Below are 12,385 nucleotides of genomic sequence, written 5' to 3'. Positions count from 1 at the left end.
GCGTCAGGCTATTAAAGCGCAGCGGGCTGGCGGGCGACCAGAACGTCGGCATCGATCAGGCTATTGCGCACCGGCGCAAAGCTGCGACGATGATGTGGCGTTGCGCCGTGCTGCGTCAGTTTTTGCAGATGCAGGGCGGTAGGATAACCTTTATGTTGGGCAAAGCCATAGTCGGGAAACAGGCGATCCAGCTCAGCCATCTCCCGATCGCGCGTGACCTTCGCCAGAATTGAGGCCGCGCTGATTTCCGCTACCAGACTGTCGCCTTTTACTACCGCCTGTGCGGGCATTGGCAGCGCCGGACAGCGATTGCCGTCAATCAGCACATAGTCCGGCAGAATAGCCAGGCCCGCTACCGCACGCTGCATCGCCAGCATGGTGGCATGCAGAATATTAAGCTGGTCGATCTCTTCCGGTTCGGCGCGTCCCAGACTCCAGGCCAGCGCCTTCACGGTGATTTCGTCATACAGCGCCAGACGGCGCTTTTCCGACAGCTTTTTCGAATCGGCCAGGCCGCTAATCGGATTCGCCGGATCGAGGATCACCGCGGCAGTGACCACGGCGCCGACCAGCGGTCCGCGCCCTACTTCGTCCACGCCTGCGATCAGGCGGGCATCAGGATAGATAAATTCAGCCACGGGCTAACTCCAGTACCGCCTGGGCCGCCTGTTCATCGGCGTTCCAGCGGATTTGCTCATGTAACTGATGGAAGGTAGTCAACAGCGTATCGCGCGCCGGACCTGCATGCAGCAGCGGCTCAAGCGCAGCCGCCAGCGCCTCAGGCTGACACTCTTCCTGCAACAGTTCTCTGACGATTTCACGGCCTGCCAGCAGATTCGGCAGCGAGACGTAAGGTGTTTTCACCAGCCGCTTCGCCAGCCAGAAGGTGAAGGGCTTCATGCGATACCCCACCACCATCGGACATTTCGCCAGCATACATTCCAGCGCGGCGGTGCCGGATGCCAGCAATGCCGCATCACTGGCAATCATCGCCGCGCGGCCTTGGCCATCCAGCAGGTGCATCGGCAGTTCAGGGGCCACTTCGGCTTTGATGCGCTCAAACTGCGCGCGCCGTTTGGCGTTCACCAGCGGCACCACAATCTCCAGCGCTGGATAACGCACGTGCAGCAGTTGAGCGGTTTTGAGGAAATCGGCGCTTAGCATCTCGACTTCCGCATTTCGGCTGCCAGGCAGCAACGCCAGACACAGCGCATCGGCGGCAATCCCCAGCTCGTGCCGTGCGGCCAGCTTATCCGGCTGCAACGGCATGGCATCCGCCATTGTATGGCCGATAAAGCGGCAGGGAACGTCGAAGCGATCGTAAAATGCTTTTTCAAAAGGCAGAAAGGCCAATACCAGATCGGTGTTACGGCCAATTTTAAAAACGCGCTTTTGTCGCCATGCCCAGACTGACGGGCTGACATAATGGATAGTGCGGATACCGGCGCGCTTCAGACGACCTTCCAGCGTGATGTTGAAGTCGGGCGCGTCGATACCGACAAATACGTCGGGTTTTAGTCTAATGAAACGCTGCGTAAGATCGCGGCGGATTTTCAGCAGGCGCGGCAAACGCTCCACCACTTCCACCACGCCCATCACCGCCAGCTCTTCCATCTCATACCAGGCTTCGCACCCTTCAGCCTGCATAAGCGGACCCGCAACGCCCACAAAATGCGCATCGGGATAGTTGGCTTTCAGAGCACGAATGAGACCGGCACCAAGAATATCGCCGGAGGTTTCTCCGGCGACCAGGGCAATCGTTAAGGGACGCGCTGACATCTGTTAACGAATGATTCCGCGGGTAGAACGGGCGAAGAAATCGTAGAACGGCTTGACTTCGCTGTGCTGTTGGGCCAGCGCTTCGATTTCCGGCTTCACGTCATCGAGGGTTCTTCCGCTGCGGTAGAGCAGTTTATACGCGTTGCGAATGGCGTGCAGCGCCTCTTTACTGAAGCCGCGACGCTTCAACCCTTCGATGTTGATACCGAACGGCGTGGCGTGGTTGCCTTGAGCAATCACATAGGGCGGTACGTCCTGCGCGACGCCGGAGCAGCCGCCAACCATTACGTGCGCACCGATAATGCACCACTGATGCACCGCCGTCATGCCGCCAATAATGGCGAAATCGTCAACGGTAACATGTCCACCCAGCGTGGCGTTGTTGGCGAAAATACAGCGGTTACCCACTACGCAGTCATGCGCGATATGGGCATTAATCATCAGCAGATTATCACTGCCGACAGTGGTCACGCCGCCGCCCTGAGAGGTTCCGCGATGGATGGTGACGCTTTCGCGGATGCGGTTACGATCGCCAATCTCGACACGCGTCGGTTCGCCCGCGTATTTCAGATCCTGATTCACTTCACCAATAGAAGCGAACTGGTAAATCTGGTTATCTTTGCCGATACGCGTGTGGCCATTCACCACCACGTGCGACTTCAATACCGTTCCTTCACCGATCTCGACGTTGGCACCAATAAAGCAAAACGGGCCAATGTGCACGTTAGGGCCAATAATGGCCCCTTCTTCAATAACAGAACTGGGATGGATGTTGGCGGTTTGATCAATCACTAATTATGCCTCCCGGCTACGGGCACACATCATGGTTGCTTCGCAGACAATTTTGCCGTCAACGGTTGCTACGCCTTTAAAGCGCGTCAGCCCGCGACGGGTTTTTTCAAATGTCACTTCCATAATCATCTGATCGCCCGGTACAACCGGACGCTTGAAACGGGCTTCGTCGATACCGGCGAAATAGTACAGTTCGCCCGGCTCGAGCTTTCCTACGCTTTTAAACGCCAGAATGCCTGTTGCCTGCGCCATCGCTTCCAGAATCAGAACGCCCGGGAAAATCGGTTTACCAGGGAAATGTCCCTGGAAAAACGGTTCGTTTACCGAAACATTCTTCACCGCACGCAGATATTTGTGCTCTTCAAAATCCAGCACGCGGTCAACCAGCAAAAACGGGTAGCGGTGCGGCAAAAGTTCTAAAATCTCTTCAATCTTCAGAGTATGCGTTTCAGTAGTCAAAATACTCTTCCTGTCCTAAAAAATCTGATGGCATCAATAACACGGCCTGCATCGATCAAAACGATCTTCTGCAGGCCGCAAATCGGTTCGTTGGCACCTGGCTTTCCCTGCTTAGCATTTTTTTATGAAAGCCGGTTCAGTCTCGGGATGCGTTCAGTCGTCCTTGCCGACTTTACGTTCGATGGCTTTTAAGCGTTTGCTTATGTCATCAATATTCATCACCAGCGCTGCAGTTTTACGCCAGGTTTTGTTGGGTTGCAGCGGAATGCCCGAAGAGTATACCCCAGGTTCTGTGATTGGGCGCATCACCATTCCCATTCCGGTCACGGTCACCTTGTCACAAATTTCCATATGGCCGTTAATGACGCTGGCGCCGCCAATCATACAATAACGACCAATCCTGAGGCTACCCGCCATGATCACACCGCCAGCAACGGCCGTATTATCACCAATCACCACGTTGTGTGCGATTTGACACTGGTTGTCTATGATAACACCATTGCCGATCAGAGTGTTATCCAGCGCACCGCGATCGATGGTGGTACAGGCGCCAATTTCAACGCGATCGCCAATAATTACCGCGCCTAACTGCGGGATTTTCACCCAGTTGCCGCGATCGTTGGCGTAACCGAAGCCATCTGCCCCGATAACGGTGCCGGATTGAATCAGACAATCCTGACCAATCTCAATTTCATGATAAATCGTGACGTTGGCCCACAGGCGTGTGCCCTGGCCGATACGCGTCTGCTTACCAATAAAGCAGCCGGCGCCGATAATCACGTTATCGCCCAGCTCCACGCCGGACTCGATCACCGCATTTGCGCCTATCGAGACGTTATTACCCAATTTTGCGCCGGGATCGATCACCGCGCTCGGCGCGATGTTTTGCGCAGGCTGTGGGGTAGTATCCAGAATCTGCGCCATGCGCGCATAGGTCAGATAGGGGTTTTTCACTACCAGCGCGGCCGAATGACACCACTCCAGATCCGCTTCCGTCAGCACCACGGCCGATGCCTGACACTGGGCGAGCTGCTCGCGGTAGCGGCTGTTGGCAAGAAATGTGATCTGGCCTGCCTGGGAGGATTGCATAGAAGCAATGCCGGAGATGGCGATCTCGCCATCTCCGTGCAATTCTGCATCCAACTGCTGGGCTAAATCAGCCAGTCGAATAGATGACATTGATTATTTAACCTGTTTCAGCACGTCTGCAGTAATGTCTTTCGCGTTTGCTGCGTAAGCCACGGCGTTGGCGTCGATCACCACGTCATATCCCTCATCGGCAGCCACTTTCTTCACGGCGTCCTGAATGCGGCTCAGCAGTTTGTTACGCTCTTCCGTCTGACGACGACGGTTGTCCTGCTCGAAAGCCTGGGCTTTAGAGGAGAAAGCTTCACGCTGCGACATAATGTCTTTTTCCATACGGCTGCGCTCGCTGGCCTTCATGGTAGAAGCATCGCGCTGCAGACGCTGCATTTTGGTTTGCAGATCGCGTTCCTGGCTTTGCAGATCGGTCGCACGGCCTTTGAACTCGTTCTCCAGCTGTTTAGCAACGGTCGCACGCTGCGGTAACTGTTGGAAAATGCTGGACACGTTTACCACTGCAATTTTATCAGCAGCCTGAACGCCCGCGGAGACCGCTAAAGCGAGACCCAGACCTGCGGCACACAACAACTTTTTCACTATAAACTCCTTACCATCAACGTTTGTGTCTGCGACACAGTTTTTGCACATAAGACGGATCGCTGAACGCTCCGTCCCGGCGCAATACTTTGCTTACGCTTCCCTGCCCAGAACCTTACCAGGTTTTACCGATGTTAAACTGGAACTGTTCTGCCTTATCTCCATCATATTTCTTGATCGGCTGCGCATAGGAGAAGACCAGCGGGCCAAGCGGCGACATCCACTGCAGTGCAATGCCGCTGGAGACGCGGAAATTACTCGGATCGCTGTAGTCAGGCACGCCTGCCGCGCGCGTTTCTGCGGTATTTTCCCACTTGGTATCCCATACGGTACCGCCATCAACGAACAGGGAGGTCCGCACCGAGTTGGCATATTTTTCGCTCAGGAACGGCGTCGGCGTGATCAGCTCCAGACTGGCCACTGCCATGGCGTTCCCGCCCACCGCATCGCTCGATGAACAGATCGCATTACTGCCGGAGCAGTCAGACGAGTTGTCGTTGTAGTATGCCGCTTTCGGACCAATGGTATTGGAGCGGAAACCACGCACCGTGCTCGAACCACCGGCGTAAAAGTTCTCATAGAACGGCATCTCTTTGCCGCCCAGACCATCACCGTAACCGACGCGGCCACGTCCCAACATCACCCAGGTGCGATCCTTGTTCAGCGGCACATACTGCTGCGAATCCAGCGTCACTTTATAGAACTCGTTGTCCGAGCCTGGAATGGTAATTTTACCGTTCAGGTTGGTACGGTTACCCGAGGTCGGGAAGAAACCGCGGTCCAGCGTGTTGTAAGTCCAGCCGTAGTTGAAGGTGAAATCGTCAGCAGAGAAATCGCCATCGTTATTCAGCTGCTGCGGTTTGCCGACCGAATTGAGATAACGCCACATCGCGATCTGCGGCTGCATGTCAGACAGATCGTTATGCACGTAGCCTAAACCAACGCGCAGGGTGTTATTCTCGTTAATCGGGAAGCCAAGCGTGCCTTCCGTACCGTAACTTTTATTGGTGTAGTCGGAAAGATCCGCATCATCGGCTTTAAAGTCGTTATAGAAGATACGACCACCGAGGCTGACGCCGTCAACGGTGAAGTAAGGATCGGTCAGCGCGAATTCAGCATAGGTCTGATAATCGTTCTTGGTACCGCTGATACTCACGGTGTTACCCGTACCCAGCCAGTTATCCTGGGTCACGCCGACCTGGAAGCTGACGCCGCTTTCCGTACCGAAGCCTACGCCGAAGTTGAAGGTACCGGTGTTGCGCTCTTTAACCTTATAGACCACATCGACCTGATCAGGCGAGCCGGGCACGCGCTGGGTATCTACATCCACGGTTTCGAAATAGCCGGTGCGGTTCAGGCGCTCTTTGCCCTGATCCACCAAATCGCTGCCCAGCCAGGCGCCTTCCATCTGACGCATTTCACGGCGCAGCACGGAATCTTTCGAGGTGTCGTTGCCTTCGAAGCGAACTTTACGCACGTAATAACGGTTGCCAGCATCCACGTTGATATGCAGCTTCACCGTCTTGTCGGCGTCATTGATTTCCGGCTGCGTGGCGACACGCGGATAGGCATAGCCATAGCGTCCCAGCAGCTTTTTAATCTCATCTTCCATCTGCGTGACTTTGGTGCCGTTGTACAGCTCGCCAGCAGGGATTTTGGTCAGATGTTCAATTTCCGCCGAGTGGCCTGCCATGCTGCCGTTCACAATCACGCCGGCAATCTTGTACTGATCGCCTTCGGTGATGTTCACCGTGATGTAGATGCCTTTTTTATCTGGCGTCAGGCTGACCTGCGTGGAATCGATGTTGAAACGGGCATAGCCGCGATCGAGATAGAAGCTGCGCAGCGTTTCCAGATCGCCAGCCAGTTTTTGTTTCTGGTATTTGCGATCGCCGACCACGTTCCACCATGGCACTTCATCACGCAGCTGGAAGCGGGAAATCAGCTCATCAGAGCTGAAGGCTTTGTTGCCGACGATATTGATCTGCTGGATTTTCGCCGATACGCCTTCCGTGAAAACCAATTTCAGGTCGACACGGTTACGCGGCAGCGGCGTCACAACGGCTTTAACGCTGGCGGTATATTTACCTACGCTGTAGTAGAAATCTTCCAGCCCTTTCTCAATGGAAGAGATGGTGGTGCGGTCAAGCGCTTCGCCGACGCGCACGCCTGAGGCTTCGAGGTTCTGCTTCAGCTGTTCCTCTTTCACCGCTTTGTTGCCGGAGAAAGTGATGCTGGCAATCGTGGGACGCTCTTTCACCTGAACAATCAGGGTTTCACCGTCGCGCAGGACCTGCACATCTTCAAAGTTACCGGTCGCAAACAGAGAGCGAATGGTATTTCTGATGTCGTCATCATCCACCTTATCGCCAACACGTACCGGCATACTCAGCAGAGCCGCGCCGACGGCGACTCGCTGCAACCCTTCGAAATGAATGTCTTTCACCACGAAATCGTCTGCACCGTAAACGGTGGCGCTGCTAAACAGCAGCGACGCTATGAGCAACTTTTTCATCGCCATCGTTATTATGCGTTTTCCTAACACATCCCTCGTCAGCCAGCGTTCCAGCTATCACAGACGTGAGAAATCATTGAAAAGTGCAAGCCCCATTAACAACACCAGCAGAATCGAGCCAATGCGATAACTGAAGTCCTGAACTCGCTCGGACACCGGTCCTCCTTTGATCTTTTCGATCGCCAGAAAAAGCAGATGCCCACCATCTAAAACCGGCAGAGGAAACAGGTTGATGATGCCCAGATTGACGCTAATCAACGCCAGAAACATCAGATAGTAAATCAACCCATATTCCGCTGACATGCCTGCACCTTGCGCAATCGAAATTGGCCCGCTCAGGTTATTCAACTTAACGTCACCGGTTACTAACTTGCCCAGCATAGAGACCGTCAGTTTCATCAGTTGCCAGGTTTTCACGCTGGCCACGCCGATCGCCTCAAAAGGCCCATACTGTTTTAACGTTTTATACTCATCCGGCAGCGGTATTACGCGCGGTATTACTCCGGCGAACCCTTCCGCCGCACTGCCCTGCCTCGCTTCAGGCGTCAGCGTAAGCTGAATCATCTCACCCTTGCGTTCTACCTCAAGGGCCATCTCTTTGCCGGGATTGTCCCGCACCTGAACCACAAACGCCTGCCATTGCGTTAAAGGCTGACCATCGACTTTAACGATCCTGTCGCCGGCTTGCAAACCGGCTGCGCTGGCAGGTGAATTTGCCTGCACGTTATCCAGCGTCGTTTCAATCTGCGGGCCGCGCGGGCGGATGCCCAACGCGATAACCGGATCCTGCTTGTCCGGCTCAAACTGCCATTGGCGCAGATCGAGCCGCTTCTGCTGGGTCGCGTTTTCCCCAAAGCGGGAAACCGTCATCGTGGTTTCGCTGTCGCCGATTTTGCCGATCAGCGCCATGCGCACCGCATCCCAATCAGGCGTTTCGATACCATCTACAGCTTTAAGTTCCATGCCAGGCGCAATTTGCCCCTCGGCAGCGACCGAACCGTTCAGAATTTCGCCAACCACCGGGCGCACGCCCGGCACGCCATGGATAAAAACGGCCCAGTAAGCAAACACGGCAAAAATGAAGTTAGCAACAGGACCGGCCGCGATAATAGCGGCGCGTTGCCAGATGGCTTTGTTGTTGAAGGCCTGATGACGCAGCTCTGCCGGGACGCTTTCGACGCGTTCGTCCAGCATTTTGACATAGCCGCCAAGAGGAATAAGCGCGATGACATATTCGGTGCCCTGACGGTCGCGACGGCGCCAGAGCGCTTTGCCGAAACCGATGGAGAAGCGCTCTACTTTGACGCCGCAGCGGCGGGCAACCCAAAAATGACCAAATTCATGAACGGTGATCAGCACGCCGAGCGCGACGATAAACGCGAAGAAACTCCAGAGTATGTTCAACATCTTTCGCGTGTCCTCAGAGGGTGCGGAACACCAGCAGCAGCAGGCAGGCAAACACCGGAACGGCAGCGGTGAGGCTATCGATACGATCGAGGATGCCGCCGTGACCAGGGATCAAATTACCGCTGTCTTTAATACCGGCTTCACGTTTGAACATACTTTCCGTCAGGTCGCCCAGCACCGAGGCCAGTGCGGCAATCACGGCGCAGACAACCAACGTGCCGGTTGCCACTGAAAGCGGCGCCAGCAGCGCGAAAAGCCAGGCGATAATCGCCGAGGAGACCAGGCCGCCTAAAAAGCCTTCCCAGGTTTTACCAGGCGAGACTTTCGGCGCCAGCTTATGTTTGCCGAACAGCCGGCCGAACATATAAGCGCCGGAATCTGCGCCCCAAACCAGCAGCATCACGAACAGCAGCCACCATGAGCCGGCAAAGTGATCGGTTTCATAATGGTACTGACGCAGCGCCATCATGCCCCAGAAAAACGGGATAATCGTCAGAATACCAAACAGCAATTTCAGCGGACGTGAATTACGCCACAACGCCGCTGAGGCCGGGTAAAAGAGCACCAGCAACAGCGCGGCGATCCACCAGCAGAGCGACGCCCAAAGCGACGTAGCGATTTGCGGCAGATGAACATCGTGTTGATAGGGCGGCAGCGTAAAAAGCATGAGGGCGAGCAGCAGGCCGCAGAGCACGGCCAGCCAAATGCGTTGCGGACGGGACGCCATGCCCGCCAGCTGCCCCCATTCCCAGGCGGCAAGCATACAGATAATGATAGTTGTAATCGCAAAGCCAACGGGCGGTAACCAGAACAGCGCAGCAATCACCAGCGGAATCAAAATCAACGCGGTAATCAGACGAGACTTCAGCAAAGGTTACCCCCAGGTTGCTCAGGCGCCGCCTGGTGCAGCGCCGCCATAGCGACGCTCCCGCAGAGAGAAAGCATTCAGTGCACCTTCAAAAACGTGTTCATCAAAATCAGGCCAGAGAACATCGGTAAAATAAAACTCAGCATAGGCGACCTGCCACAGCAGGAAGTTGCTAATCCGATGCTCTCCCCCGGTCCTTATCACTAAATCCACCGGCGCCAGCTCCTGCAGACAGAGCTGCGAAGCCAGGCTTTCTTCGGTTATCTGGTCAGGACGCAATAAACCTTCCTGCACCTGTTCAGCCAGTTTTCTGGCTCCCTGGATAATATCCCAACGGCCGCCATAATTGGCGGCAATGTTGAGCGTCAGTCGACTATTTTGCTGAGTCAGTTCCTCTGCGCGACGAATACGCTCCTGAATTCGGGCGCTGAAGCGGCTGGTATCGCCAATCACGCGTAATCGCACATTGTGTTTATGCAGGCTTTTTACTTCACTGTCGAGCGCCCAGACAAACAACTCCATCAGCGCCGTCACCTCCTGCGCCGGACGGCTCCAGTTTTCGCTGCTGAACGCATAAAGCGTCAGCGCGTCAAGATGATGGCTTACCGCAAAGCTGACGGCGCGACGCACCGATTTCACGCCCGCTTTATGGCCGGAAATACGCAGCTTTCCCTGATTCTTTGCCCAACGGCCATTGCCATCCATAATGATGGCCACATGGCGCGGCCCGGTTCCGTGTTGGTCATCGGTTTTGTTGTGATTGTTAGACGACATAACGCGTAATCAATTCCTTTAATCAGAAATGCTGTGGTTTCTGAATACATTGCGCCCGGTAAAATCCCGGCCTGAAGAGCCGGGTTGCACCGAATTCGGTGCCAGACCGTTAAACGCGAGCGACTATACCATTTCCGCCTGAATCGAACAAATAGCAGGGCGCGATCAGACCGGCAACGTGAAGCGCGACAACATGCCTGTCGCCGCCGCACGCGCTTGCTGATCGATATCCATCACCGCTTCGACACTTTCCGGCTCCGCACAGTAAAGCGATGAAAGCACAGCCGTATTCACGGCGGCAATATCCGTAAAGCGGATTTGCTGATTCAGAAAGGCCGCCACGGCGACTTCATTAGCGGCGTTCAACGTGGTTGTGGCCGCCTGCCCTGCGGCACAGGCGTCGATCGCCAGCTTCAGGCAAGGATAGCGGGCAAAGTCAGGTTCTGCGAACGTCAACGCGCCCATGCGCGTAAAATCAAGCGGCGTCACGCCAGCCGGAACGCGCGCTGGCCAGGCCATGCTGTGCGCAATAGGCGTTCGCATATCTGGCGAACCCAGCTGGGCGAGAACGCTGCCGTCGCAATAGCGCACCATGGAGTGAATAACCGATTGCGGATGCAGTATCACTTCCATCTGCGCGTCGCTGGCGTTAAACAACCAACGGGCTTCAATGTATTCAAGACCTTTATTCATCATGGTGGCCGAATCTACGGAGATTTTACGCCCCATCGACCAGTTCGGATGCGCACAGGCTTGTTCCGGGGTCATTGCCGCCAGATAGCCGAGAGGCGCGTCACGAAAAGGACCACCCGATCCCGTGAGGATAATCGACTCAATGCCGTTTTTCCGCAGGTCAGCGTAACCTAACTGATGCTGGATGGAAGCGGGTAAACTCTGAAAAATGGCGTTGTGCTCGCTGTCGACCGGCAGCAATTGCGCATGGTGATCGCGCACCGCCTCCATAAACAAACGGCCGCACGTGACAAGCGATTCTTTATTGGCCAGCAAAACGGTTTTACCGGCGCGGATAGCGGCCAGCGTCGGCAGCAATCCGGACGCGCCGACAATCGCGGCCATCACCTGATCCACCTCATCCAGCGCGGCCAGTTCGCACGCGGCCTGAACGCCGGAGAGCACTTCAGTATCCACCTTGAGTGCTCTCAGTCGCTCACGCAGCGTCGCCGCCGACGCCTCATCCGCCATCGCGGCATAGCGCGGCCGGAAATGCGCGCACTGCTCCGCCATTAACATGGCGTTCTGGCCCGCGACCAGCGCCGTAACCTGATACTGCTCGGGATTTTCGCGTATCACCGCCAGCGTGCTGACACCAATTGAACCAGTAGAACCCAGCAGGGTTAATCGCTTCATAAGGCTATCCGTGTGAAGTCGTAAACATGCGCGTAAAGAGGGATGCGCGCCAGGAACAGGTCAAAATATAAAACGCCGCAAGATAACGCATTCCAAAAGAATACCTCTCTGTACGGCGTTTTTCAGACGGTGATGGGATTAGAAATCCATCAGTTCCGTTTCTTTATCAGCCAGGGCAGCATCCACTTTTTTGATGTGCACATCTGTCATTTTCTGTACTTCATCCTGCGCGCGGCGCTCTTCATCTTCGCCAATGGCTTTGTCTTTCAGCAGCGCTTTGATTTTATCGTTCGCGTCGCGACGGACGTTGCGCACAGCGACGCGGCCCTGTTCAGCTTCGCCACGCACGACTTTGATCAGATCTTTACGACGCTCTTCGGTCAGCGCCGGCAAAGGAACGCGGATGTCGCTGCCTGCTGAGCTGGGGTTCAGGCCGAGATCGGAAGCCATGATCGCTTTCTCTACAGCCGGTCCCAGGGAACGGTCGAACACGTTGATTTTCAGCGTGCGAGAATCTTCTACGGTGACGCTGGCCAGCTGACGCAGCGGCGTCGGCGCGCCGTAATATTCCACAACGATGCCGTCAAGCAGCGAAGGAGAAGCACGACCGGTGCGTACTTTACTGATGGTGTTTTTGAACGCTTCAACGCATTTATCCATGCGCGTCTCAGCATCTTTTTTGATGTCGTTAATCACGTTGAAACCCTTGGATTCGGTTTGACCTGGCCACTTCCGGCAGCACC

Annotated in this window: 12 protein-coding genes; all 12 read right to left on the bottom strand. The window is 55.4% G+C overall.

The window, feature by feature from the left end; genetic code table 11:
• Nucleotides 1–11: 11 nt before the first annotated feature.
• Entirely contained in the window at nt 12–638 is a 627-nt protein-coding gene (rnhB, locus tag ABU178_RS04760) for a ribonuclease HII (RefSeq protein ID WP_397212470.1), read from the bottom strand.
• The gene (gene lpxB, locus ABU178_RS04755; RefSeq protein WP_397212468.1) at nt 631–1,779 is read right to left on the bottom strand and encodes a lipid-A-disaccharide synthase; all 1,149 of its coding nucleotides are present in this window, start codon (nt 1,777–1,779) and stop codon (nt 631–633) included. The genes rnhB and lpxB overlap by 8 nt, the downstream gene beginning before the upstream one ends.
• Nucleotides 1,780–1,782: 3 nt before the next feature.
• Nucleotides 1,783–2,571 (bottom strand): acyl-ACP--UDP-N-acetylglucosamine O-acyltransferase, encoded by a 789-nt coding sequence (gene lpxA, locus ABU178_RS04750; protein WP_397212467.1) that lies wholly within the window; start codon nt 2,569–2,571, stop codon nt 1,783–1,785.
• Nucleotides 2,572–2,574: 3 nt separating this feature from the next.
• Nucleotides 2,575–3,030 carry a 3-hydroxyacyl-ACP dehydratase FabZ gene (fabZ, locus tag ABU178_RS04745; protein WP_007893924.1) on the bottom strand — a complete coding sequence of 152 codons (456 nt, stop codon included), beginning with the start codon at nt 3,028–3,030 and terminating at the stop codon, nt 2,575–2,577.
• 153 nt (nt 3,031–3,183) lie between these two features.
• Nucleotides 3,184–4,209, bottom strand: coding sequence for a UDP-3-O-(3-hydroxymyristoyl)glucosamine N-acyltransferase (gene lpxD / locus ABU178_RS04740; RefSeq protein WP_397212465.1), 1,026 nt, complete (start codon nt 4,207–4,209; stop codon nt 3,184–3,186).
• Between the two features lie 3 nt (nt 4,210–4,212).
• Nucleotides 4,213–4,710, bottom strand: a complete 498-nt coding sequence (gene skp / locus ABU178_RS04735) for a molecular chaperone Skp (RefSeq protein WP_397212463.1) — start codon at nt 4,708–4,710, stop codon at nt 4,213–4,215.
• Between the two features lie 115 nt (nt 4,711–4,825).
• Nucleotides 4,826–7,231: an outer membrane protein assembly factor BamA gene (gene bamA / locus ABU178_RS04730; protein ID WP_397212461.1), complete on the bottom strand. Its 2,406-nt coding sequence runs from the start codon at nt 7,229–7,231 to the stop codon at nt 4,826–4,828.
• A 51-nt stretch (nt 7,232–7,282) separates the two neighbouring features.
• On the bottom strand, nt 7,283–8,632 hold the full coding sequence (gene rseP / locus ABU178_RS04725) for a sigma E protease regulator RseP (RefSeq protein ID WP_397212459.1): 1,350 nt from the start codon (nt 8,630–8,632) through the stop codon (nt 7,283–7,285).
• A 13-nt stretch (nt 8,633–8,645) separates the two neighbouring features.
• Nucleotides 8,646–9,503 (bottom strand): phosphatidate cytidylyltransferase, encoded by an 858-nt coding sequence (gene cdsA, locus ABU178_RS04720; protein ID WP_397212457.1) that lies wholly within the window; start codon nt 9,501–9,503, stop codon nt 8,646–8,648.
• A gap of 18 nt (nt 9,504–9,521) precedes the next feature.
• Nucleotides 9,522–10,274: a (2E,6E)-farnesyl-diphosphate-specific ditrans,polycis-undecaprenyl-diphosphate synthase gene (gene ispU / locus ABU178_RS04715; protein ID WP_397212455.1), complete on the bottom strand. Its 753-nt coding sequence runs from the start codon at nt 10,272–10,274 to the stop codon at nt 9,522–9,524.
• 165 nt (nt 10,275–10,439) lie between these two features.
• Entirely contained in the window at nt 10,440–11,642 is a 1,203-nt protein-coding gene (gene ispC, locus ABU178_RS04710) for a 1-deoxy-D-xylulose-5-phosphate reductoisomerase (protein WP_397212453.1), read from the bottom strand.
• 138 nt (nt 11,643–11,780) lie between these two features.
• Nucleotides 11,781–12,338, bottom strand: a complete 558-nt coding sequence (gene frr / locus ABU178_RS04705) for a ribosome recycling factor (protein WP_397212451.1) — start codon at nt 12,336–12,338, stop codon at nt 11,781–11,783.
• Nucleotides 12,339–12,385 lie beyond the last annotated feature (47 nt).

Origin of the sequence: Pantoea osteomyelitidis (genome assembly GCF_044342975.1) — a bacterium.
Lineage (GTDB): Bacteria > Pseudomonadota > Gammaproteobacteria > Enterobacterales > Enterobacteriaceae > Pantoea > Pantoea osteomyelitidis.
Note: the sequence above shows the minus strand (reverse complement) of the source record. Positions and strands in the feature narration are given on the sequence as shown.

What these genes read in the sequence shown, in the direction of transcription:
- lpxB (WP_397212468.1), bottom strand. Translation starts at nt 1,779, where the DNA reads ATGTCAGCGCGTCCCTTAACGATTGCCCTGGTCGCCGGAGAAACCTCC.
- lpxD (WP_397212465.1), bottom strand. Translation starts at nt 4,209, where the DNA reads ATGTCATCTATTCGACTGGCTGATTTAGCCCAGCAGTTGGATGCAGAA.
- bamA (WP_397212461.1), bottom strand. Translation starts at nt 7,231, where the DNA reads ATGGCGATGAAAAAGTTGCTCATAGCGTCGCTGCTGTTTAGCAGCGCC.
- rseP (WP_397212459.1), bottom strand. Translation starts at nt 8,632, where the DNA reads ATGTTGAACATACTCTGGAGTTTCTTCGCGTTTATCGTCGCGCTCGGC.
- ispU (WP_397212455.1), bottom strand. Translation starts at nt 10,274, where the DNA reads ATGTCGTCTAACAATCACAACAAAACCGATGACCAACACGGAACCGGG.
- ispC (WP_397212453.1), bottom strand. Translation starts at nt 11,642, where the DNA reads ATGAAGCGATTAACCCTGCTGGGTTCTACTGGTTCAATTGGTGTCAGC.